This is a genomic window from Cytobacillus sp. Hm23 (assembly GCF_051842895.1).
Taxonomy (GTDB): domain Bacteria; phylum Bacillota; class Bacilli; order Bacillales; family SM2101; genus Nanhaiella.
The window spans coordinates 1-22,819 of the sequence record NZ_JBPXRQ010000002.1; the positions used below are offsets into that span (position 1 = coordinate 1).

Consider the following 22,819-nt stretch of genomic DNA (forward strand, 5'->3'; position numbering starts at 1 on the left):
ATTTAACATAAATGTTAGAAGATAAAAGTTTGATCTCTTTCTCCGAAAAAATCTTTTTACTCATAGTTTTCTCCAATCCGAAGTATTTCTCTAGTTGTGTTTCTCCATTATACAAAAATGTACCCTATAGGGAGACTTTTTTAAGTGTCTACTCTATAGGGTACATTTTAATGTTGGCAGGATCTTTTTTTATGCGATCAATGTGGTCAGGGTTGTCATATAAGACTCTTTAGTGCTTTTTTGCCTGGAGCTAAACAGCTTGAATACTTAATTTAAAACGTGTTTAATGTCCTATTTGAAAAATATAAACTAAAAGGGATCTTTTCGTTAGACTTTGTTGCTATTGTTATCAAATTAGTACCATAAAAAATGGTTTTATATGTTCGTCACCGTTGTACAGAAGAAAAGAAGTCACAAACGCTAGCTGTATACGTGTTATATCTTAGAATGAAAAGCAACTTTCAATGCAAAAACAGCCTTTAATTGAAAGCAATGTTTTATATGTTTGTATTTTACTTCCACCCAGCTCTTTCATATAATTAGGTTGGTAAATAAAAGAATGTAAGTGTTATATTGTAATATTCACATGAGGTGAGGGTAAATTATGAAAATAATAGATTCTATTTATGGGGAATTTATCATTGAAGGAGTTCTTGAAGAACTAATTAATTGCAAAGAGATTCAACGTTTAAAGTATGTTCATCAAGGTGGTGCAAGCTATTTAGTGAATGAGAAATGGAATGTAACAAGATATGAACACTCTGTTGGAGTCATGCTTTTAATAAGAATGTTAGGAGGTTCGACAGTAGAACAAATTGCTGGACTTCTGCATGACATATCACATACAGCATTTTCTCATGTAGTTGATTTTGTATTTGAAAATAGCAAAGAAGATTATCATGAAAAGTTATTTATCGATGTGATTAGAGATTCTGAAGTACCAGAAATATTGCGAAAATATGGATATAATTATAAGAAACTGCTTTTTAACATGGATCAGTGGACGTTACTTGAACAGCCATCACCTGAATTATGTGCAGATCGAGTGGATTCTACACTGCGTGATATGTATGAGTATGGACAAATATCATTATCAAGTATAAGGTTTTTTTTAGATCATCTTGTAGTAATAAATGGAAAAATGTATGTAGAAGAATTGACAGCGGCTGAATGGTTTGTAGAAACTTATTACAAAGAGGTAATTGGTTTTTTTCTAGATCCAGTGAATGTGTTTGGCTATAAAATATTATCAAAAACTATGAAACTTGCATTAGTAAAGAATATTATTTACAGAACAGATTTATTACGTACAGATGAAGAGGTAATGGAGCTTCTAAGAAAGGCAGAAAATCCAGAAATTAATTCATTATTAAGTCAACTCTATGAAGGAAAGTATGTTATTGAAGATGAGAGAAGTTTTGACTTTCACCTTAAAAAGAAATTACGACTAATTGATCCTTCCGTATGGCTTGACGATAAATTGCGAAGATCATCCCAATTATCTAGCAAAATTAGGAGTATGACAGATGATGCTGAAAGGAAATCTAAAAAGGGTGTATACATTAAATTAAGTTAATAGAAATGCAATTATGAGGCGTATAAATTTGTTAAAAAGCTTTACAAAAGAAAATTATAATATATTGATTTCTTGGTACATCATGATGAGATGTACATAAGTTAGACAATAATATTTGACATGTTTTTAGGAGGGAAGCGGTGTATAATTCTCTGATAAGTTTAAAAATGGGAACAGCAAAACAGCGTAAAGCATATAGTGCCATAGAAAATTTAGGAATTATGAAAGACTTAGTTGAGTATGATCCTGTAGTATGTGGAACGATACCAATTGGTGTTGATGTAATTGATTCTGATTTAGACATTATTATGGAAGTTGATCATTTACATAAACTAAGATTTGAAAATAAAGTAAAAAAACTTTATGAGAATGAAATCGATTTTAAGATCACCAGAAAAAATATTAGAAATTTGGAAGTGGTCAAGGCCAATTTTATATTTCACGGCTTTGAATTTGAAATATTTGGGCAATCTCAGCCAGTTTTACAACAATATGCTTACCAACACATGGTTATAGAGAGATTTATACTAAAAGAGTTTCCAGGTATACGGCAACAAGTCATTGAACTAAAAATAAAAGGATATAAGACTGAACCAGCATTTTGTGAAATTTTAGGTCTATCTGGAGATTCTTACGAGGCATTATTAAATTATGGGAGAGAAAAAGGGATTATTTAATGTTCTTTAATTTTTTTTCTACGTGTGAAACCACCAAACCCTTCAAAATTGAAATTACTAGTAACGGCCGTAGAAATGTTATTAAAATAAATTGAAAAAGACAGTTTGCCTATATTTTTATGGTAAACTGGGAAATCTTTAGAGAATTTATGAGAACTCCAAGTTAACAATTCACTATTTAACATTATCCTAAAATCATGCTATTAAATTAAGGGTAGCACTAAATTATGAAAATTACTATAAAGATGCGTTTGTAAAGATTCTAAGGAAATGCGTTCAAAATAACGTAACTTGGTATAATATCATCAAGGAAAATAACTGTTAATGATGGTAAGTGTATAACAATACTGCCCGTCGTTCTAATTTGGTGATTATAGTAACATAGCATACGAACAGAATCTTATTCAACTACAATAAATATGCTTGCAACAATAATAATCTGAAAATTGTGAATATAAGTATGATTTATATGTATTTTATGGTAAAATCAATGTGAAAAATTTAACATTTTAGGAGGGATGTATTTGTTCACTAACCGGAAAGTTACTTTATTCGCATGTCTATTAATCACTTCTCTATTTGTATTTGGCTGTAGTAAGGAGGATGCTAGTAACAAGGAGACATCACCATCACTTCAAGTAATTGGCCACGCTAGTGTGAAAATTAAAACGAGCGATGGTAAAGTCATTTATATTGACCCTTGGGCAGGTGATGAGGAGGATTACTCAGAACCAGCAGATATTATTCTATCCACTCATGGACATTATGATCACAGTGATTTGTCAAAAGTAACGAAGAAAGATCAAACAGAAATTATTACACAATTTTACGATTTTGAAAATAATAAGATTGAGAGTGACTTACCTGGTAAAAACATTGAAGTATTAGGCATTAATATTAGTGCAGTCGCAGCTTATAATGATCACCACCCTATAGATTTATCCTATGGTTTTGTACTAGAGTTTGATGGACTTCGGGTTTATCATGCTGGTGATACTGGTAAAATAGATGAAATGAATTTATTGTCTGACAAAAATATAAATTATGCCTTATTAGGTATAGACGGTACATATGATAACATGAATGTAGAGGAGGCGATGGATGCAGCAATAATGATAAACGCTGATCATGTCATTCCTATTCATACAGATGAACCTGGCATTTATAATGAAGAAAATGTTGAGAAATTCGAGGTGGAAAATAAATTAGTAGTAAAACCAGGAGAGATGGTAAAGTTAGAAGAGAAAAACTAGATTTAAAGTGTCTAATATTAGAATAATTAATATAGAAAACAAGGGAACTCCAAAGTGGAGTTCCCTTGTACGTGGTATCTTTCCAGTTGTAAAAGAAGGTCCCAATAACATCAGGCTAAGAAAAGATTTAAAATAAGATAATAAGACGGTTTAATCAATACTACAAATAATAGCAGGGCACTCTTCGCAATTAATTTCTGTTTTTAAGAACTCTAAATCAAGAATAGTAATAAATCCTTTATTCATTGTTATTTTCTTTTGACGTCGCAAGTCATTTAACATACGGTTGACACTTTCTCTAGTTGTACCACAAAAGTTTGCCAGCTCCTGATTCGTAAGCGGTAAGTCAATAAAAATCCCATCTTCTTTCTTAATTCCATAGCTGTTTGACATACGAATAAGAGTAGAATATAGCGCACCTTTTTTTCCATTTAAAACTAAATCGCGAAATTTCGTTTGCGTTTTGCGAAAGTGATCACTCATCCATTTCATAAACTCAAATGCAAGTTGGCTATTTTGAAAAAATTGCGTTTCGAGGTAGTCTTTTTTTATGACAGCTACTTCACAATCCTCAAGCACCTTTGCATTGAGAATATATTTTGCATCATCTGTAAAAAGTGTAAGCTCACCTACAATGTCATCTTGTCGACATATTCTTAATGTAAGTTCACGTCCATCTGCAGAAATTTTACTAATTTGTATTCTTCCCGAACGAATGATGTAAAGTTCTGTAGCCTCCATCCCTTCTTGAAAAAGGTATGAGCCCTTTTTAACTTTCACGGTGTACTCAGAGGAATTCAACAATTCTTTTAGCTCAACAGACATGGTTGGTTTTGTAGGCTGGGATTGAGTTTTTATTGTTACCACCTACCTTATGGAAGAATTAGTTGTTACTTCTATTAAATATGAAAACATTCAAAACTGCAACGTAAATATTATCATTCTACTGAGTTATCAAACGGATTATGCTGTTTTTTTGATGTTGTAGAACAATGATAATAGTATCATAAAGTTTGAACCCTACACGATGAGCTTGTTTTATATACTATCTCATTCATTCTAACTTAAAATTAATTAAAATTTTTCATAAAATGTCACAAATTGATGAGTAAAATTGTTTTAATTATGAACGCTTATTTATCAGGCTCTTTTCGTAAGCTTTGATGTCATTATCACAAAATTAGAAATACCATAAGAATTATTGTGCCATTGCTCAAATTGATATCGAAGAAACGATACTACAAACGCCATGTACAAAACAGCTTTGAACATAACTTTTAGTTATATGTAGTAAAACAACAGTCAATACGAAGATTGCCTTTATCAAAAAAAAGAGGAGGGAAGGTAGTTGAAGAACGTAGCCGAAAACAAAGACAAGATATTGGACGATTATAACGATGATTTTAGCCAATTGATTAGTAAAAATCATCAAAGGATTCATACATATTGTTTTCATATGCTTAGAAATGTCCTAGATGCTGAAGATGCTACTCAAGAAGTGTTCGTGAAGGCTTATAACAACTTGCATAAAATAACCAAAGAAACCAATCTATCTGCTTGGTTATACAAAATTGCATATCATCATTGTTTGAATGTCATAAAAAGACAAAGGTTAATCAAATTTATACCATTTCAACCTAGTAATGAACCGTTAGCTCACAATATTACAACAATGCATGAAACAGAATTTAGTGAAGAGATCTCAGATGCTTTACGAGAATTATCAGCAAAAGAACGCACAATTATTATTTTAAAAACTGTTCAGGAGCTCTCATACGCAGAAATTGAGCAAATTATGAGTACCAATCAACCCGCAGTGCGCAAATGCTATGAGCGGGCTAGGAAAAAGCTAAAAAGATATTTACTAGCAAACGAGAATAGGAGGATAAAAGATGAAGAAATTTCATTCCTTTGAAGACTTTGAACGATCATTGAAAAATGAACAAATCCCTACAATGAATGAACAAGAAATACATGAAGCAGTGTTTTACAAGAAAGATAGTAAAAGAACAAGCTTCCTTGTTAACCGAAGGCTAGTGTTAATGACAACGGTATTACTCATTATTTTAACAACGTCAGTCGGTGTCGCTGCAAAATTAAATGGCTGGTCGTTGTTAAATACAAAAGGTGAAACGATGCTAGAGATTACGAACGAAGAGTGGGATCATCCAAGTTTGAAACAATATGATGATAAAATCGATGAGTTAAAAAATACGCTTGAACCAGGTGAGTTTCTTTATTTTCTACCTATTGATCAATACGAAAGATATGGTCCAAGTGCTGTACGAACTGTTAAAAATGATACATATTTTTCTGATTATACAAATATGAAAAACTTTATTGAAAATAAAGTCTTATTACCAACTGAATTTCCTGGAGCCTATGAACTAGATAAAGGACAAATACAATACACTGTTAAAAGTGAAGAAAACCTCTTAAATGTATATGAAGAAATGTATAAAGAGGGTAAAAGTAAGGGTTTAGAGTTTGTTACAAAAGAAGGAGAACTAAGTTCTAACATAGTTGTAATTTCAATGACCTTAAAAAACGAACTATACGAAAAGGTTTATATTAATATAATTTCAAGTACAAATGGCACTAAATGGCATATGAGTGATAAAGAATTAGAGCAATCAGAGAAGAGAAACCTAAATGGCGTAGATTATATATATAATTCAGATGAAAATAGAATATTATTTGCTGTTGAAGACGGAAAAGGAGAAAACTGGATTTATAGGATGCTTCAAGTTAATAAGAGATCACCTGAAAACCCTGTACTTGATTTAACGGAAAATATTTTAAAACAAAAATAAGGTTAACGCCATATTTAAAGAGTAAATCAGGTGGAGGAGCACTCCACTTGATTTTAATTATGAGTATATTAATTGCTCAACTGTGCTACAAGGATTAGTGTTTATACATCGTCGAAAATTGGTTCCAATCACATATAATTATTTTCTTTTCTTCTATATCAATCATACGTTCACTTTTTAATTTTGAAAAAACTCGACTTACGCTTTCACGGGTGGCTCCAATTATATTTGCAAATTCCTGTACTGTTAAAGGAAGTTCAATTTGAACTCCTTTACTTTTTTTGATACCAAAATCCTTTGCTAATCGATCAAGTGTTGAAATTGTTTTACTATATACATCCAGTAAAGCGATATCTCTTATGATTGATGTAAAGCTACGTAGCTGACGACTCATATAACGAATCATTTCAACAGCTATGTCTGGGTTCTGCATCAATTCAACTTGCAAATGATTCGTGTCTAAGTATAAAACTTCCCCCTCTTGAAGCATTTGAGAAGTTGCAGGATACCGTGTTCCTTCTTCGCTAAATAACGCTGCTTCAGCGAATATATCTCCTGCTTTTTTTAAACAAACAACAATCTCTTTTCCATTCTGGTCTCCTTTTGTGAGGCGAACAATTCCAGATTTTACAAAAAAAACTGCTGTAGCTTCCTCGACTTCAGAAAAGATAATTTCCCCCTTATTAAAATATTGAGATTTAAGATTTTCCGAAATAAAGGCTAATGATTGCTCTGGTAAATCTTGAAATATATTTATTTTTCGTAACATCTGGACATACATGTTAAAACCTCCTTAACTGAGATAATAAAGCAATAATAGGAGAAATCGCTCCAAAAATTGTTTCCCAGTTAAAGTGTATACGACAAGTTAATTTCTTTAAGTGACAAGCATCACATTGTTTATAAATATATTTTGCTTTAATATGTATATAATAGGTTAAATATGCTATTACTGACTTAAATAATTTATGGGGGAGAGATTGCTTATGGTCAATCAGGCAATATCAATTCAAGACCAACATCATCGCCCTTTGCGGGATATAAGAATATCAGTTACAGACAGATGTAATTTTCGTTGTTCATATTGTATGCCAGCAGACATATTCGGCCCTGATTTTCCATTTTTACAAAGGAAAGAACTATTGACGTTTGAAGAAATTTCTAGACTCGTCAAATGCTTTGCTGAGGTTGGTGTGAAGAAGGTAAGGTTAACTGGGGGAGAACCGTTACTTAGAAAGGATCTTCATATTTTAATTAAGCAACTGTCATTAATCGATGGGATTGAGGATATTGCTCTTACTACAAACGGAATATATTTACCAAAATATGCGAAAGAGTTAAAGCAAGCTGGTTTACAGCGTGTAAATATAAGCTTGGATGCTATTGAAGATGAAATATTTAAAAAAATGAACGGTAGATCTGTAGGCGTATCACCAGTATTAAAAGGTATAGCAGCTGCTAAAAAAGAGGGTCTAATCGTAAAAGTAAATATGGTCGTTAAAAAGGGCTTAAATGATTCACAAATCATACCGATGGCGAAATATTTTAAAAAGGAAGAGATTCCTATTCGCTATATTGAGTTTATGGATGTCGGTAGCACAAATGGCTGGAATTATGATCAAGTGGTAACGAAAAAACAAATATTTCACCAGTTAGAAGAACACTTTGAATTAGAACCAGTAGAGCAACGGTATTTTGGCGAAGTAGCAACATGCTATCGTCACAAAGGCACAGATACAGAAGTAGGGTTCATTACATCTGTTTCAGAGTCATTTTGTTCTAGCTGTACAAGGGCTCGTATATCAGCAGATGGGAAAATGTACAATTGTTTATTTGCATCGAAAGGCCACGATTTTAAGAAAATATTACGTGCTAATGCATCAAGCGAAACAATTATAGAGGAAATTAAAAAGGTGTGGGGAGCACGACACGATCGTTATTCAGATGAACGTACTGAACATTCAGCAAAAATGAGAGAAAAAATCGAAATGTCCTACATTGGTGGGTGAGAAGAAAAGGGTAAGTATCCTGAACATACCCGCCAAGCAAAGAAGAGGTGGGATGAAAAGTCGCTTGTTAACCTTCATATGGTTTGGCTTATGAAAACAAGCAGATAAGCCCTGTAGGTTTCATATCATGCAAAGCAGCAAACTCAATAACAAACCCTCTGACACAATTTGTCAGAGGGTTTTAATTTATGAAATCTTATTAAATAGAATATTATTTTCTAGATGAATATGTTCAAATAAATCAGATTCTAGCTCTTCTAAGCGATTAAATACTAATTGATACGTTCTACATGCACCTAATGGTGGCGTGAAATTATTCGTAACGGTACGTAGTTCCTTTAAGATATCACCTGCAGTTTCATGTTCATTTTTCGTAGCTTCGAGAATATTGACGATTTTGTCTCGATTACTATTTGAAGGATCGTGCTCGAACGCTAAAAATGATGGAAATAGCTCAGTTTCTTCACCCATAAGGTGCTCTTCTAAATCTGCTTTTAACGTGTTGAATAGCTTATGAACTTGAATAAGTTCTGGGTGGGCTTGTCCATGGACTCTCATCACCTTTGTTACATACGGGCTTAATTGTGGAAGCTCCTCTTCTAAATAACGATGATGTTTATCTATTATGCGGTTGATAAGTTCGGTAATAGATGCTGAATTCCAGTTGTGTTGAGAACTTGAATCGTTTTCTTTCTCTTCATATAACTTGTTTAGCTCTGCAATTATTTTTTCTGTAGAAACATTTCTTTCAAGAGCTGATTCTTTTATAGGTCGATTCCCATTACAACAAAAATCAATCCTATACGATTTAAATATATCACTAGCTTTTGGGAATTCTGCTACAACTTCCCCTACAATCATGTTTTCATCGAATTTATTTGACATTTCTATTTCCTCCTCATTATTAAAAATGGCTGTTTTCGCAATGGTTGTTGTTATTCGTAATAAGAAATAATCCGTACCCAACTAGAGTTCGTGGTTTCTTATCTTCTGTATAACGATGACTAACAATATAAAACCACTTTTTTGGTACTAAATTCATAACAATAGCAACAAAGTTTACGAAAAAGCCTAAAAAATGAATTCTTACGTATAGCATAGACAATCCAAATGCGTAGCGTGGTGATTGAGATCACAGGTCTTTCATTGAATGTAACTTTATGGATAGGAAATGCGGTGTCAATTGGGTAAATTGACAATTGACGTCACACATCTTTCATAATATCGCAACTGTATTGTGACAAATATTACACAAAAATGAAAAAATCTATTATATGATGAAATTACAATGAGAAGAATTATCATTATCATATAAAATGTTAATTTGTAACTTTAGCTATGAAGAACTTTTCCGCTATTTCAGGAGGGATATCATATGAACATAGCTAGCTTGAAAAAAGGTTCTACAGCAAAAATTATTGATTTGTCATTAGCAAATGACCTTGTGAAGCAACGGTTATTAGACATGGGCGTCGTAGAAGGTGAAAATATTTGCTTAAGGTGTGTCATGCCATTTGGAGGTCCAGTATTGATTGAGTGCTGCGGACAATGTATAAGCATTAGACGTAAAGAGGCAGCGAAGATTGGAGTGGGTGACATTGTCCTCACAAATTGCACTATTCGGGAATCCTAATACGGGAAAAACATCGCTGTTTAATAATTTGACAGGATCATATGAATATGTCGGCAACTGGAGTGGGGTAACAGTTGAGAAGAAAATTGGTATTTTAAGAGATAAACAAGGCCAGCTCATTGATCTCCCAGGAGTATATTCATTAAATCCACTTTCAAAGGATGAAGAAGTTGTCACAAATTTTTTGTTGACAGCATCATTTGAAAAAATTGTTAATATTGTTGATGCTTCTCAACTAAAGCGGAATTTACACTTAACAGTGCAGTTGTTAGAGTTCGAGAAACCTATCATTATCGGTTTAAATATGGTTGATGTTGCAAAAAAAAGAGGCTTGAAAATCAATGCTGAAAAATTAGCTGACTTGCTTAATGTCCTAGTAGCTCCTATTATTGCTCGAACTGGAATGGGCTGTGGAGAGCTTACAGCTAATCTTGCGTTGCTAAATGAATCTAATGAACGGGTATTTGCATTAAATTATGGTGCAATTTTAGAAGAAGCTATTCAGCAAATTGAAGATAAACTACCAGACAAATTATCTATATCAAAACGATGGTTAGCTATACAATATTTGGAAGGGAATAAACAAGTAGAGTCATATGTTGACCAACTTTTAGAACCAAATATATTTGAGCAAATAAAGCACCAAACGGAACAGTTGATATCAAAAGATACTGATGGTGGAACAATACGTCATTACATCTATCATATACGTGATCAGTTTATAAGTGATTTAATAGTAAACGTAATGGAAGTGTCAGAGACAAAGGAAAGAACAACAACGGAATTAATTGATAATATAGTCACGAATAAATACTTCGGGTTACCGTTATTTTTACTATTTATGTATATCATTTTTATGGTAACTTTTGATTGGCTCGGTTCACCTTTAGCGGATTTGTTGGATGGCTTTATTTCAGGACCAATATCAACATTGTTAGCAAATGTACTTGAGGTTATCGGTGCTTCGGAGTTTATTCAAATGCTGGTACTTGATGGAATCGTGGCAGGGGTTGGTGGAGTATTAGTATTTGTACCACAAATTTTTATCTTGTTTCTATTAATCTCATTCCTTGAAGATTCAGGATATTTGGCGAGAGTAGCTGTCGTGATGGATAGATTAATGGAGGCAATTGGCTTAAATGGAAAAGCATTTATTCCTATGATTATAGGTTTCGGGTGTAACGTCCCTGGTGTTATGGCAGCAAGAACAATTGAGCAACCGAAAGAGCGTTTGTTAACAATATTATTAACTCCTTTAATGTCTTGCTCAGCAAGATTACCTGTATATGCGTTGTTTGCAGGAGCATTCTTTATTAAACATCAAGCTATCATCGTATTTTCATTGTATGTATTAGGAATTGTTGTTGCGATGGTGCTAGCAAAATTGTTCTCTAGTATATTTTTCAAAGGAGAAAAATCACTGTTCGTCATGGAACTACCGCCTTATCGCATTCCTCAATTGTTAACATTGTCACGTAGTACGTGGGAGAAGGGAAAGGGGTTTTTGAAAAAAGCAGGAACATTTATTTTTGCTGGTTCTGTTTTTATTTGGATGTTAACATACTTTGGACCAAGCGGTGTCGCTGAACAAATGGATAATAGCTTTTTAGCTTTAATAGGTGGTTTTATAGCACCTTTATTTACGCCTTTAGGATTTGGTACATGGCAAGCTGCCGCTTCGTTGATGACAGGTTTTTTTGCAAAAGAAGTTGTCGTATCGACGATGAATATTATTTACCATGCGCCTAACACAGACACGTTACAAGGAATGGTATCACAGTATTATACACCAATCTCTGCTATTAGCTTTATGGCATTTGTCCTTTTATACGTACCTTGTCTTGCAACAGTAGCTACGATAAAAAAAGAATCGAATTCGACGAAATGGACACTTTTTTCAGTTGGATATGCTCTAGTAGTTGCTTATGTAATTTCTTTTCTTATTTATCAAATCGGAAAAATGTTTTTATAGTAGTAAGTATAGATCACTGACTAAATATTAAAGGAAGTGATAAAATGGTAGTAAATATAGTCCTTGGAACATTGATTATCGGTTATGCGGCATTCATGCTCTTAAAATCATTAAAACGTAGCTCAAAAGGAAAATGTGCAAATTGTTCAAGTGCTTGCCAGCTTCCATGTGCTCATAATTCTAGAGTACATGCTGAAGTTCCACAAGCTCCAGAAGAGCATACGGCAAAATAATTTGAGGAACAAGATTCCTTTTAGAAAGAATTTAGCAATAGTGAGAAAGTAAACCAATGTAGTAATTGGATAGTCATGGTCCCAGACTTTACTATTAAAAAGTTTCATAAACTAAGACATCATTTTATGTAATTAGTTCAGCTAGACAAGCTTTAAGCTATCGTTAAAAAGAAGAAAAGATATTGGAAACTCTTGTTATATATCTGTATATTACTTAGAATGTAAAAAAGCCTTTTAGAAATAACTATAAAGGAGTAGGCCTATGGTAGAAAAAAGACATTTAACACCAGTATCAGAAGCTGTTAGCAAGGTTATGACACATGCTCAGCATGGTGAGATAGAAGAAGTATCAATAGATGATTGCTATGGTCGTTTTCTTGCAGAAACGATTGTTGCTGATCACGATGTACCACACTTTGATCGCTCTGCTTTTGACGGTTTTGCGATACGAGCAATAGATTCCATACATGCGAATCAACATAATCTTATTGAATTTGAAGTGGTTGAAGAAATAGGTGCTGGGCAGGTAGCATCAGAGACATTAACAGAAGGTCAAGCGATACGAATTATGACCGGAGCGCGAATGCCTTCGACTGCAGACGCGATTGTAATGCTCGAATTAACTAAGCAATACGAACGTGATGGAAAAAAGTATATGTCTATTAAGCGACCTTTTAAAGAAGGTGATAACGTTTCTTTTAAAGGTGAAGACACAAGAAAAGGTACTGTATTAGTTGAAAAAGGACATTATATAAATCCAGGTATAAAAGCGTTATTAGCTACATTTGGTTATAGTACTGTAAAAGTAGGAAAAAAACCAAAAGTAGGTGTGTTCGCTACAGGGTCAGAACTACTTGATGTAGATATGCCGCTAGAGCCAGGAAAAATAAGAAATAGTAATTCCTACATGATCTGCGATCAAATAGAACGTTGTGGTGGAGAGGCCGTTTATCTTGGGAAGCTCATGGATGATTTTCAATCATGTTACGAGGCGATGAAAAATGCACTTCAACATGTTGATATTCTTATTACAACAGGCGGTGTTTCTGTCGGAGACTTTGATTACATACAAGAAATTTATAACAAGCTAGGAGCTGAACTTCTTTTTAACAAAATTTCAATGCGACCAGGCAGTGTGACTTCAGTTGCACAGTTAAATGGGCAGCTATTATTTGGCTTATCTGGGAATCCATCAGCCTGTTATGTTGGTTTTGAACTATATGCTCGACCAATCATAAGGAGCCTATTATTTTCAGCACGTCCACACCTTCAAAAAATTCAAGCCACGCTTAATGAAGACTTCCCTAAAGCTAATCCTTTCACGAGATTTGTAAGGAGCAAGCTGTCATATCATGAAGGAAAAGTTTTTGTAGCGCCAAGTGGTTTAGATAAATCAAATGTAGTTGTTTCTTTAGCTTCTACAAATGCGTTAATGATGTTACCAGGTGGGACTAGAGGATTTCAAAAAGGAATGATGGTAGACGTGTTGTTACTTGAAGATCAAGAAGGTTGTCAATGGTCGTGGTGAATACACCAGTAATTTTACAAATTGTAGGGTATCAAAATAGTGGGAAAACCACTTTAGTTGAAAGGTTTGTAAAGGAGTCTGTAAAACAAGGTTTAAAGGTTGGCACAATTAAACATCACGGACACGGAGGCAAACTAAATGTAAGTGATGTAGGGAAAGACACATTTCGTCATCGGCAGGCTGGTGCAGTCATAACTGGAGTTGAGGGGGAAGGGACTGTTCACATTCATATCGAAAATGACGAAACTTCCTTGAAGCAAATATTACAAATGTATAACCCATTTGGCCTAGACATCATTTTTGTAGAGGGATATAAACAAGCACAATTTCCGAAAATCGTTTTATTACGATCTATAGAAGACATTCATTTATGTAAAGAATTAACGAATGTATTAGCTATTATAAAATGGTTCGATCATTATCAATTTGATGAGCTTCAAAATAATATTTTCAATATTGGTGAGCATGAAAAATATATTCCGACGATTTTACAAAATGTGAGGAGACGACATGGACAATAAAAATTTTTCAGTGACTGAAGATCCAATTCGAGTTCAAGAGTTAATAGATAAAGTAGTTAGGCGTGAAGCAGGAGCGGTAACTACTTTCATCGGTACAGTGAGAGAGTTTACAAAGGGAAAGCGAACTTTATTTTTACAATATGAATCATATGTTACGATGGCTGAAAAAAAACTAGCACAAATAGGTGAAGAAATAACAGAGAGATGGCCTGATGCTACAGTAGCGATCACTCATCGAATTGGTAGGTTAGAAATATCAGACATTGCAGTGGTTATTGCTGTATCAACACCTCACAGAAAAGATGCTTATGAGGCGAATGAGTATGCGATTGAACGTATAAAGCAAATTGTTCCGATTTGGAAAAAAGAGCATTGGGAAAATGGTGAAAAATGGATTGGCGATCAACTGGAACAAAATGAATACCCAACAGGACAACCTGAGGAGGAGCATCTCAATGATTAAGGTTTTATTTTTTGCACATTTGCAGGATGAGGTAGGTAAAGAAACGTTAACGATAGATAAGGCACCTCTAACTATAGCTGAATTAAAAGTATTGCTATCAGACCAATTTGAACTCCAAAATGTAGAACAATTAATGTTTGCAATAAATGAAGAGTATGCACAAGAGAATGATGTCATCCAAGCAGGAGATATTGTTGCACTTATTCCACCTGTAAGCGGAGGGTGAAAATAAAGTCATTTTTTTCAAAACTCGTATAGAATCGAGGCAACTTTTCTCTTATAAAAATCATGATCACAAAAAAGACTTTTTGTTAATATGGTAGTTTTTATAAAATCTAGATATTAGTAGGAAAAACAACGATCAATGAGTGAAAACAATCTATGTTCAAAAGATAACTCCACCTAGTGTAGAGTTATCTTTTTTTGGGTTGAGACCGCAGATATTTCTTATATGTAATGGGTTTGCTCTTTTATAGCGTAGTTCTTTATTTTTTCGTAAAGCGTGGAGCGACTAATGCCTAACAAATGGGCGGCTTTAGTTCGATTGCCGTTTGTTTGGATAAGCGCTTGAATGATCAGTGATTTTTCAGACTCTTTCAGTAGATTTTTTTGATTAGTCAAATATCCATTGTTAAAGGTATGAAAAGTAGGTTGTGTTTGTTGAGGTTCATGTGTAAGCTCTTCAAATTGAATATGTAGTGGCTCGATCCATTTTGTATTAGTAAAGTGATAAGCACGTTCAATAATGTTCTCAAGTTGTCGTACATTTCCAGGCCAATCGTATTGTTGAAGCTTTTCAATGCCACCGTTTGAAATACCAATGATAGCTCGCTTTGTTTTGCCATTAAACTTTTCAATGAAGTGATTACATAGTAATGGGATGTCCTCCATACGTTCTTTTAAAGGAGGGATTTGGAGTTGAATGACATTGATTCGATAGTATAAATCTTCTCTAAAATTTCCTTTAGTAATTAACTCAATTAAATTCTTATTTGTAGCTGCTATAATTCTCACGTCAACCTTGATCGTTTTTGTGCCACCAACTCTTTCAAACTCTCTTTCTTGTAAAACACGTAATAGCTTTGCTTGGAGAGATAACGGCATATCACCAATTTCATCTAAAAAAAGGGTACCTTCATGGGCTAATTCAAATTTACCAGGTTTCCCTCCTCTTTTCGCACCAGTAAAGGCACCAGAAGTATAGCCGAAAATCTCTGCTTCTAACAGCTCTTCAGGAATAGCTGCACAGTTAATTTTGATGAAATTCCCTTTTCTACCTGATGACAAATGTATACCATCTGCTAATAATTCTTTACCAGTGCCACTCTTTCCAGTAATTAAAATTGTAGAAAATGATTGTGCGGCTATTAGTGCTTGTTGTTTTAAATCTTCCATTTTCTCACTTCTAGAAATGATGTGTTCAAAATAATTTGTGTTTTGTTTTGTAGATACTAGATTTTTAGCGACTTGTTCATAATCTGTAATATCCTTCAAAACCACCATGCCCCCAGTAATTGTTTCCCATTGTACTAAAGGTATAAATGAAGCAATCACTGATGTTGTACCAATTAATAATTGCTTATGCTTTATCGTGCTCTTTGATTTAATTGCAGTCTTTAAATAATGTGTAACTGTTGGAGAGATCTCTTCTATTGAATGATTGATAAGTTGAGTTTTATCATAGTTAAGGATACTAGTTGCAGGTGTGTTAACAGATGTAATTGTGAGGTGTAAGTTAACAGAAATAACCGACTCTTCTAGGTTATTTATTAATAAATTTAGACGATCTGTTAAGCTTTGACTTTCTGAAATTAGCCCTCGAATGAGTTCAGACTTTGTTAGTACGCCTACCACTCTTTGTTGATCGTTAAGAACGATTGCATGACCAACATTTTCTTGCACTAGCAAGTCTTTTGCATAATATACATTATCATTTTCATTAAGTGTTACTACGTTTTTTTTTATGTATGGAGTGATTTCTTTTGCTAAATCTCCTGAGTTGAGCAAACAGCGATAGAGAGAGTATTTGGTGACAATTCCTATGAATTTTTTATTACTTAATACACAAGCGATATCTTGACGAAAATGTAAAAATGCTTGAAGAACATCTCGAACGGAGCTCGTAGGTTTAATTTGGATAAATTGATACGAAGTGATTTGTCGGATTTCTATAAGGAAAACCTCCTTTTCCATTTGTTGTAATTGTATTAAAAAAAGTCTAAAAATTCAATACATTTGTCTGATGTTCGTACAGTCGTATGATTCTACGGACATATGTAGCCATGTTAACAGCAATATATAATCGTATTTTTCTTAGAAATATTTGTGTTTAAATTCTGTTATATGAGCCAATTCACTATGTTTGCAGGTTAAAAACTTAGTTATAGGGGACAAATTACAATGTTTACGAGTCAAATCACAACATTTATTTGTCAAATTCAATTAGTTTCCTATTTGGCACAACATTTGCATAAAGCTATTTGTAGGATATCTTTTATATTCATCTACTAATTTTTCTTGCTTATAAGGAGGTTAATTAATGAGAGAAGATTATGAGCTATATTTAAGAGAAAAAGAAAGAATTTTAAAAGGTGGGAAAGAAAAATATCATCAGTATAACGCAAGTAAAGGCAAGATGTTCGTTCGAAGTAGGTTAGCGAAGTTATTTGACGAGGGGTCAATCGTTGAGGACGGCTTATTTGCCAATGCGGAGGAACCTGAATTACCTGCTGACGCATGTATTACTGGTATAGGTGAGATTAACGGGAGAACGGTATGTTTTTTGGCTGCCGATTCAACAGTAAAAGCAGGGTCATGGGGACCAAAATCAGTCGAGAAGAATATACGAATTCAAGAAAAGGCGATGGAACTACAAGTGCCAATGTTATACCTTATTGATTCAGCAGGAGCTAGAATAACTGAGCAATTGGACGTTTTTCCTGGGAAAAGACAAGGTGGAAAGGTTTTTTATAACCAAATCCAAATGTCTGGATCCGTACCGCAAATATGTATTTTATTTGGACCGTCACCAGCTGGTGCTGCCTATGTACCTGCTTTTTCTGATTTGGTTATTATGGTAGATCAAAATGCTTCAGCGTATTTGGGATCTCCAAGGATGGTTGAAATGGCGATCGGTGAGAAAACGACGATGGATGAAATGGGTGGAGCGAAAATGCATTGCTCAGTGAGTGGACTTGGTGATGTTCTCGTTCAATCTGAAGATGAAGCGATCGAAACATGTAAGCAGTACTTAACATTTATGCCACAAAATTGGAAAGAAACGCCGGAGGAGGGCGTAAGTAAAGAACCAGTAAAAGGAAGAAAAATAGAAGAAATTATTCCTCAAAATGAAAACGTCCCTTTTGATATGTATGAACTAATTAATCAAGTAATAGATGAAGGTAGCTGGTTTGAATATAAGAAGTTATTTGCACCAGAGCTCATAACTGGATTTTGTAGGATTAGTGGAAAAGTAACGGGGTTAGTTGCAAACCAACCAAAGGTAAAAGGTGGCACCTTATTTGTAGATTCGCCAGACAAAGCAGCGCGCTTTATAAAAATTTGTAATGCCTACAGTATTCCTCTGTTGTTTTTATCAGATGTTCCAGGCTATATGATTGGATCAAAAGTGGAAAGAAGCGGGATCATTAGGCATGGTGCAAAAATGATTTCTGCACTATCAGAAGCAACAGTTTCAAAAATTTGTGTCGTTGTAAGAAAATGTTACGGTGCAGGATTATATGCGATGGCTGGGCCAGCGTTTGGCACAGATGCAGTGTTAGCGCTGCCGAGTGGGTCAATAGCTGTAATGGGACCGCAGGCAGCTGTAAATGCAGTTTATTTAAATAAAATACTCGAGCTTCCTGAAGAAGAACGCCAGGCTTTTGTTCAAGCTAAGCGAGAGGAATATGCAGAGAATATTAATATCCATAAGCTAGCTTCAGAGTTAATTATAGATGACTTAATCGGCTTTGAAGAGTTAAGATCGGCAGTTATTCGTAGGTTTGCACTTTATAAAACGAAAAAAGTACATGTGACCGAAAAGAGAAACGCGATTCATCCAGTATAGAAAAGAGGTGTAATAGTGGAATTCCAAACAATTTTATACGAAGTGAAAGAGCAAATCGCAACGATTGCTCTTAATCTACCTGAAGTGAGAAATCCATTAACGGAGAAGTTAGTCACAGAACTTATCCAAGCGATAAAGCTAGCTGACTCAGATGAACAAGTTCATGCCATGATTTTAACAGGGCGTGGAAAATCCTTCTCAGCAGGTGGAAATTTGAATGAGTTTAAGCGGACTTCTGAAAAGGATGTTCCTACATTATATTTTGAAGGAAAAAGTAGTACAGAGTTATTTAAACTAGGAGCAACAGTACAAACACCGATGATTGCTGCTGTAAACGGTGCGGCACTTGGTGGTGGAACAGGTCTAGTTGCAATGTGCCATGTAGCTATTGCATCCACTAGTGCAAAATTAGGCTTAACAGAGCTGAAGCTAGGTATTGTTCCATTTGTCATTTTACCGTGGGTAAGAAGAGCAGTAGGAAACCGTAAAGTAATGGAAATGATGCTTAAGGCAGAAGTGTTAACAGCTGAAGATGCATGTAAATATAATTTAGTTCATCAAGTTGTGGAACCAGAGAGATTAGATGAAGAAGTCTGGAATACTGCAAAAATAATAGCTGCTCATAGTCCACTTGCTGTAAAGCTAGCACTAGATTCATATTTTACGACTGAACAGATGGATTTTATGAAATCATTTGATTATTTATCAAACTTAAGGCTTGTATCTTTTAAAAGCGAGGACCTAAAAGAGGGTGCTTCAGCATTTTTAGAGAAACGAGTGCCCGATTGGAAAGGGGTATAAAAAGTGAATTATAAAGCTCCTATAAGTGGCAATGTTTGGAAGGTTTTAGCGGAGGATGGCGACCATGTCCAAATTGGTGATGTTCTTATCATAATGGAATCTATGAAGATGGAAATTCCAATCGAAGCAACTGCTGAAGGGACAGTAAAAAAAGTAATAGCTAGTGAAACAGATTTTGTGCAAGAAAGTGATATTGTCATAGAAATGGAAGTCTAGGGGAGGTGGTTATGTGAAGTCAGTTCGAATAGGAGCTGCTCAAGGTTTTTATGGGGATACAATTGAACCAGCAATTGCAACAGCAAAGCACGGTAATGTCGATTATTTATGCTTTGACTGCCTAGCAGAATTAACGATGGCAATATTATTAAAGGACCAACAAAAAGATCCTCATCTAGGGTATGCAAGGGATATAACTATATCAATGAAAGCACTGTTACCATATGTGAAGGAACAAGGAATGAAGATTCTTACAAACGCGGGAGGTTTGAATCCTCTAAGAGCTCAACAAGAAGTCATTCAAATTGCAAGGCAAAATGGATTTGAAAACATAAAGGTTGCTGTCGTCACTGGAGATCATATTTATGACGATTTAGAGGATTTGAGAGAACAGGGGGTTTCACTTGATCATTTTGAGACAAATGAGTCCTTTCGTACAGTAAAAGACAAAGTATTGTTTGCAAATGCTTATCTCGGCGCACAGCCCATCGTAGAAGCATTGAAAGAGGGAGCAGATATTGTAATCACTGGACGTACGACAGATACCGCGCAGTTTTTAGCACCCTTAATATATGAATATAATTGGGGAGATCAGGAGTGGGATAAGCTTGCAAGTGGTGTGTTTATGGGCCATTTACTGGAGTGCTCAGCGCAATCAACTGGGGGAAATTATAGCGGTGAATGGCGTGAAGTTGCTCAAATGGACGAAATAGGTTATCCAATTGCTGAATGTCAAGAAAATGGAGAGTTTATCGTCAGTAAGGTAAAAGAGCGCGGTGGTCTAATTACACCAAATACTTTGAAAGAACAAATGCTGTATGAAATCCATGACCCATCAGCTTATATTACGCCTGATGTTGTTGTTGATTTAATGAATGTGAAGCTTGAACAAGTTGCTGAAAATGAGGTTTTAGTCACAGGTGTGAAAGGTAGAGCTAAACCAGCCGAATTAAAAGTCGTTATGGGATTTGACAATGGCTATATGGGGCAAGTAATAACTGGCTTTGCTTGGCCTAATGCGCTGGAAAAAGCGAAAAAAGCAGATGAAATCATTCGACTTCAAGCTGAGAAGAGCAAACTTCAATTTGATGAGATCAAAACGGATTTCATCGGTTACAACGCATTACATGGTCCTTTGGCAAAGGAAGTGAGTACCGATTCCAATGAGATTTTTCTTAGAATGGCTATACGTACAAAATCTAAAAGAGACGCCATTTCTTTTTCAAGGCTATTTCCACCACTTGCTTTAAATGGCCCACCTAGTATGGGAGCGTATATAGGAAACATCCCACCTAGAAAGCTATTTGGTATGTGGGCAACACTTATACCTCGACATCTTGTAGAGGCTAAGATTTCTGTTACGGTTCAGGAGGTGTAAAGGATGTCGAAGATACTGCTTGCAGATATAGCTCAAGCTCGTTCAGGTGATAAAGGCAACACCGTAAATATAGGACTTATTGCTAAAGAGGAACAATGGTATGACATACTCGTTGATCAAGTAACGAGTTCAAAGGTGAAGCAGCATTTTGAAGGAATAATACATGGAAATGTAACAAGATATGAACTACCAACCATACACTCACTTAACTTTGTATGTACTAATGCTTTAGATGGGGGCGGATCAAACTCATTAAGATTAGATAACCTCGGAAAATGCTTTGGTTCCAATTTACTACGGTTAGAAATTGATATATCTCAAAATTTATAAAGTATCGACGTATATGAGTGGCAGCATCCCAAAAACTAACGTTTACATCTTTCATTAAGAAAGGAGTGGTAACGATTAAGTATGAACCGTATTTTTCAGATGAACACGAACAGTTAAGAAAGGCGATAAAAAAATTCGTTCAAAAGGAAGTAATTCCTTACGTAGATGAGTGGGAAGAAGCTGGCGGCTTTCCTAGAAAAATGATGGCAAGAATGGGTGACCTCGGATTTTTAGGACTTCGTTACCCTGAAGAAGTGGGAGGTCAAGGCTGGGACTATTTCTCTAGTATTGTGTTAGCTGAAGAACTTGCGAAATGTGGTGCTGGTGGTTTTCCAATGGCTGTTGCTGTTCAAACTGATATGGCAACTCCACCAATATTAGAATTTGGTACAGAGGAACAACAACAAAAGTATTTGAAGCCAGCATTACGGGGTGAAAAAATAGCTTCAATTGGGATTACAGAACCAAATCACGGATCTGATGTAGCTTCCATTGAAACAAGAGCTAAACGAGATGGGAACGAATGGGTTATTAATGGTGCAAAAACATTTATTACAAATGGTCCGAGTGCTGATTTTATTACACTCGTTACACGAACTTCTGATTGTCCAGGGTATAAAGGTATTAGTCTGTTTTTAGTTGAAACAAATCGTCCTGGCTGTACTGTCAGTAAAAAGCTAGACAAGGTTGGCATGCGCTCATCTGATACTGCTGAATTTGTATTTGAGGATGTACGAGTACCACATGAAAACTTGTTAGGGCAAGAAGGGCGAGGTTTTGCACAAATTATGTGGGAACTACAAGGAGAGCGATTAATAGCTGCTGCTGGGGCAATCGGTATGGCTGATCATGCGTATAAGTTAGCTCTTGAATATGCCAAAACGAGAAAGCAATTCAATCAAACTATTAACAACAATCAAGTTATTTCACATTTGTTAGTAGAAATGAAAACTGAAATAGAGCTTTGTAGAGAATTAACCTATGCTACTGCGTACAGATTTTCAAATGGTGAAGTGCCTAGTAAAGAAATATCCATGGCAAAGTTAACATCAGCAAAGATGTGCCATTGGGTAGCAGATCGAGCATTACAAATTTTCGGAGGAAGCGGATTTATGCTAGAAAATGAAATTCAAAGAATTTGGCGTGATTCTAGAGTGTATCGTATTGGCGGAGGAACAGATGAGGTTATGAAAGAAATTATCGCAAAGCAAATGGAGCTATAAGAGAGAGTTTTGCTGTATCGAAAGCTTTTCTGACTGTTTAGCTAAACCGAACCTCTCTACCTGCTTCAGCTATTATTACGCCTTTTGCTTACTTGTCTAGATAAATTTAACTCAAGTCCTTCAT

23 protein-coding genes are annotated in these 22,819 nt (G+C 34.9%); 19 read left to right on the forward strand and 4 right to left on the reverse strand.

Annotation, left to right across the window (positions count from 1 at the left end):
* Positions 1–604 precede the first annotated feature (604 nt).
* The 3 genes from ACSVDA_RS01475 to ACSVDA_RS01485 all read left to right on the forward strand — a co-directional run bounded on the left by ACSVDA_RS01475 (position 605) and on the right by ACSVDA_RS01485 (position 3,506).
* Positions 605–1,576: an HD domain-containing protein gene (locus tag ACSVDA_RS01475; protein WP_485880262.1), complete on the forward strand. Its 972-nt coding sequence runs from the start codon at positions 605–607 to the stop codon at positions 1,574–1,576.
* 167 nt (positions 1,577–1,743) lie between these two features.
* Positions 1,744–2,253, forward strand: coding sequence for a DUF4269 domain-containing protein (locus tag ACSVDA_RS01480; protein ID WP_485880264.1), 510 nt, complete (start codon positions 1,744–1,746; stop codon positions 2,251–2,253).
* A 524-nt stretch (positions 2,254–2,777) separates the two neighbouring features.
* Entirely contained in the window at positions 2,778–3,506 is a 729-nt protein-coding gene (locus ACSVDA_RS01485) for an MBL fold metallo-hydrolase (protein ID WP_485880266.1), read from the forward strand.
* 150 nt (positions 3,507–3,656) lie between these two features.
* Here the strand turns inward: ACSVDA_RS01485 and ACSVDA_RS01490 are convergent, their stop codons facing one another.
* Positions 3,657–4,331, reverse strand: a complete 675-nt coding sequence (locus ACSVDA_RS01490; protein ID WP_485880576.1) for a Crp/Fnr family transcriptional regulator — start codon at positions 4,329–4,331, stop codon at positions 3,657–3,659.
* 523 nt (positions 4,332–4,854) lie between these two features.
* On the opposite strand from ACSVDA_RS01490, the gene ACSVDA_RS01495 reads away from it, so the two are divergent.
* Together ACSVDA_RS01495 and ACSVDA_RS01500 are read left to right on the forward strand one after the other, a co-directional pair.
* Positions 4,855–5,421, forward strand: a complete 567-nt coding sequence (locus ACSVDA_RS01495) for an RNA polymerase sigma factor (RefSeq protein WP_485880268.1) — start codon at positions 4,855–4,857, stop codon at positions 5,419–5,421.
* The gene (locus ACSVDA_RS01500) at positions 5,399–6,319 is read left to right on the forward strand and encodes a hypothetical protein (protein ID WP_485880270.1); all 921 of its coding nucleotides are present in this window, start codon (positions 5,399–5,401) and stop codon (positions 6,317–6,319) included. Before ACSVDA_RS01495 ends, ACSVDA_RS01500 begins: the two co-directional genes overlap by 23 nt.
* Before the next feature lie 94 nt (positions 6,320–6,413).
* Here the strand turns inward: ACSVDA_RS01500 and ACSVDA_RS01505 are convergent, their stop codons facing one another.
* On the reverse strand, positions 6,414–7,100 hold the full coding sequence (locus tag ACSVDA_RS01505) for a Crp/Fnr family transcriptional regulator (protein ID WP_485880272.1): 687 nt from the start codon (positions 7,098–7,100) through the stop codon (positions 6,414–6,416).
* A 205-nt stretch (positions 7,101–7,305) separates the two neighbouring features.
* Between ACSVDA_RS01505 and moaA the strand changes: the two genes are divergently transcribed.
* A complete protein-coding gene (moaA, locus tag ACSVDA_RS01510) occupies positions 7,306–8,328 on the forward strand; it encodes a GTP 3',8-cyclase MoaA (protein ID WP_485880274.1) in 1,023 nt (340 codons plus the stop codon).
* Between the two features lie 186 nt (positions 8,329–8,514).
* On the opposite strand, the gene ric is transcribed toward moaA, so the two are convergent.
* The gene (ric, locus tag ACSVDA_RS01515; RefSeq protein WP_485880276.1) at positions 8,515–9,213 is read right to left on the reverse strand and encodes an iron-sulfur cluster repair di-iron protein; all 699 of its coding nucleotides are present in this window, start codon (positions 9,211–9,213) and stop codon (positions 8,515–8,517) included.
* A gap of 490 nt (positions 9,214–9,703) precedes the next feature.
* Here ric and ACSVDA_RS01520 point away from each other — a divergent pair, with 490 nt between their 5' ends.
* The 7 genes from ACSVDA_RS01520 to moaD all read left to right on the forward strand — a co-directional run bounded on the left by ACSVDA_RS01520 (position 9,704) and on the right by moaD (position 14,904).
* Positions 9,704–9,961: a FeoA family protein gene (locus tag ACSVDA_RS01520; RefSeq protein WP_485880278.1), complete on the forward strand. Its 258-nt coding sequence runs from the start codon at positions 9,704–9,706 to the stop codon at positions 9,959–9,961.
* Positions 9,927–11,933 (forward strand): ferrous iron transport protein B, encoded by a 2,007-nt coding sequence (gene feoB / locus ACSVDA_RS01525; RefSeq protein WP_485880280.1) that lies wholly within the window; start codon positions 9,927–9,929, stop codon positions 11,931–11,933. Before ACSVDA_RS01520 ends, feoB begins: the two co-directional genes overlap by 35 nt.
* A gap of 44 nt (positions 11,934–11,977) precedes the next feature.
* Positions 11,978–12,166, forward strand: coding sequence for a FeoB-associated Cys-rich membrane protein (locus tag ACSVDA_RS01530; protein ID WP_485880282.1), 189 nt, complete (start codon positions 11,978–11,980; stop codon positions 12,164–12,166).
* 262 nt (positions 12,167–12,428) lie between these two features.
* Positions 12,429–13,694, forward strand: a complete 1,266-nt coding sequence (locus tag ACSVDA_RS01535; protein ID WP_485880284.1) for a molybdopterin molybdotransferase MoeA — start codon at positions 12,429–12,431, stop codon at positions 13,692–13,694.
* Positions 13,682–14,215: a molybdopterin-guanine dinucleotide biosynthesis protein B gene (gene mobB, locus ACSVDA_RS01540; RefSeq protein ID WP_485880286.1), complete on the forward strand. Its 534-nt coding sequence runs from the start codon at positions 13,682–13,684 to the stop codon at positions 14,213–14,215. Before ACSVDA_RS01535 ends, mobB begins: the two co-directional genes overlap by 13 nt.
* Positions 14,205–14,678, forward strand: coding sequence for a molybdenum cofactor biosynthesis protein MoaE (locus tag ACSVDA_RS01545; RefSeq protein WP_485880288.1), 474 nt, complete (start codon positions 14,205–14,207; stop codon positions 14,676–14,678). The genes mobB and ACSVDA_RS01545 overlap by 11 nt, the downstream gene beginning before the upstream one ends.
* On the forward strand, positions 14,671–14,904 hold the full coding sequence (moaD, locus tag ACSVDA_RS01550) for a molybdopterin converting factor subunit 1 (RefSeq protein ID WP_485880290.1): 234 nt from the start codon (positions 14,671–14,673) through the stop codon (positions 14,902–14,904). The genes ACSVDA_RS01545 and moaD overlap by 8 nt, the downstream gene beginning before the upstream one ends.
* Before the next feature lie 221 nt (positions 14,905–15,125).
* Here moaD and ACSVDA_RS01555 read toward each other — a convergent pair whose 3' ends face one another.
* Entirely contained in the window at positions 15,126–16,871 is a 1,746-nt protein-coding gene (locus ACSVDA_RS01555; RefSeq protein ID WP_485880292.1) for a sigma 54-interacting transcriptional regulator, read from the reverse strand.
* Positions 16,872–17,217: 346 nt separating this feature from the next.
* Here ACSVDA_RS01555 and ACSVDA_RS01560 point away from each other — a divergent pair, with 346 nt between their 5' ends.
* The 6 genes from ACSVDA_RS01560 to ACSVDA_RS01585 are packed head-to-tail and all read left to right on the forward strand — an operon-like array spanning position 17,218 to position 22,695.
* Positions 17,218–18,747, forward strand: coding sequence for an acyl-CoA carboxylase subunit beta (locus ACSVDA_RS01560; protein WP_485880294.1), 1,530 nt, complete (start codon positions 17,218–17,220; stop codon positions 18,745–18,747).
* Positions 18,748–18,762: 15 nt separating this feature from the next.
* Positions 18,763–19,548, forward strand: coding sequence for an enoyl-CoA hydratase/isomerase family protein (locus tag ACSVDA_RS01565; RefSeq protein ID WP_485880296.1), 786 nt, complete (start codon positions 18,763–18,765; stop codon positions 19,546–19,548).
* A 3-nt stretch (positions 19,549–19,551) separates the two neighbouring features.
* Positions 19,552–19,764 (forward strand): acyl-CoA carboxylase biotin carboxyl carrier protein subunit, encoded by a 213-nt coding sequence (locus ACSVDA_RS01570; protein WP_485880298.1) that lies wholly within the window; start codon positions 19,552–19,554, stop codon positions 19,762–19,764.
* Between the two features lie 13 nt (positions 19,765–19,777).
* Positions 19,778–21,142 carry an acyclic terpene utilization AtuA family protein gene (locus ACSVDA_RS01575; protein ID WP_485880299.1) on the forward strand — a complete coding sequence of 455 codons (1,365 nt, stop codon included), beginning with the start codon at positions 19,778–19,780 and terminating at the stop codon, positions 21,140–21,142.
* A 3-nt stretch (positions 21,143–21,145) separates the two neighbouring features.
* Positions 21,146–21,472, forward strand: a complete 327-nt coding sequence (locus ACSVDA_RS01580; protein WP_485880301.1) for an AtuA-related protein — start codon at positions 21,146–21,148, stop codon at positions 21,470–21,472.
* Positions 21,473–21,489: 17 nt separating this feature from the next.
* Positions 21,490–22,695, forward strand: coding sequence for an acyl-CoA dehydrogenase family protein (locus ACSVDA_RS01585; protein ID WP_485880302.1), 1,206 nt, complete (start codon positions 21,490–21,492; stop codon positions 22,693–22,695).
* Positions 22,696–22,819 lie beyond the last annotated feature (124 nt).

Bases quoted from the DNA above. Each gene is read 5' to 3' on its own strand.
- ACSVDA_RS01475 (WP_485880262.1), top strand. From the start codon at position 605: ATGAAAATAATAGATTCTATTTATGGGGAATTTATCATTGAAGGAGTT.
- ACSVDA_RS01480 (WP_485880264.1), top strand. From the start codon at position 1,744: ATGGGAACAGCAAAACAGCGTAAAGCATATAGTGCCATAGAAAATTTA.
- ACSVDA_RS01490 (WP_485880576.1), bottom strand. From the start codon at position 4,331: ATGTCTGTTGAGCTAAAAGAATTGTTGAATTCCTCTGAGTACACCGTG.
- ACSVDA_RS01500 (WP_485880270.1), top strand. From the start codon at position 5,399: ATGAAGAAATTTCATTCCTTTGAAGACTTTGAACGATCATTGAAAAAT.
- ACSVDA_RS01505 (WP_485880272.1), bottom strand. From the start codon at position 7,100: ATGTATGTCCAGATGTTACGAAAAATAAATATATTTCAAGATTTACCA.
- moaA (WP_485880274.1), top strand. From the start codon at position 7,306: ATGGTCAATCAGGCAATATCAATTCAAGACCAACATCATCGCCCTTTG.
- ric (WP_485880276.1), bottom strand. From the start codon at position 9,213: ATGTCAAATAAATTCGATGAAAACATGATTGTAGGGGAAGTTGTAGCA.
- ACSVDA_RS01520 (WP_485880278.1), top strand. From the start codon at position 9,704: ATGAACATAGCTAGCTTGAAAAAAGGTTCTACAGCAAAAATTATTGAT.
- ACSVDA_RS01530 (WP_485880282.1), top strand. From the start codon at position 11,978: ATGGTAGTAAATATAGTCCTTGGAACATTGATTATCGGTTATGCGGCA.
- ACSVDA_RS01535 (WP_485880284.1), top strand. From the start codon at position 12,429: ATGGTAGAAAAAAGACATTTAACACCAGTATCAGAAGCTGTTAGCAAG.
- mobB (WP_485880286.1), top strand. From the start codon at position 13,682: ATGGTCGTGGTGAATACACCAGTAATTTTACAAATTGTAGGGTATCAA.
- ACSVDA_RS01545 (WP_485880288.1), top strand. From the start codon at position 14,205: ATGGACAATAAAAATTTTTCAGTGACTGAAGATCCAATTCGAGTTCAA.
- moaD (WP_485880290.1), top strand. From the start codon at position 14,671: ATGATTAAGGTTTTATTTTTTGCACATTTGCAGGATGAGGTAGGTAAA.
- ACSVDA_RS01555 (WP_485880292.1), bottom strand. From the start codon at position 16,871: ATGGAAAAGGAGGTTTTCCTTATAGAAATCCGACAAATCACTTCGTAT.
- ACSVDA_RS01560 (WP_485880294.1), top strand. From the start codon at position 17,218: ATGAGAGAAGATTATGAGCTATATTTAAGAGAAAAAGAAAGAATTTTA.
- ACSVDA_RS01580 (WP_485880301.1), top strand. From the start codon at position 21,146: ATGTCGAAGATACTGCTTGCAGATATAGCTCAAGCTCGTTCAGGTGAT.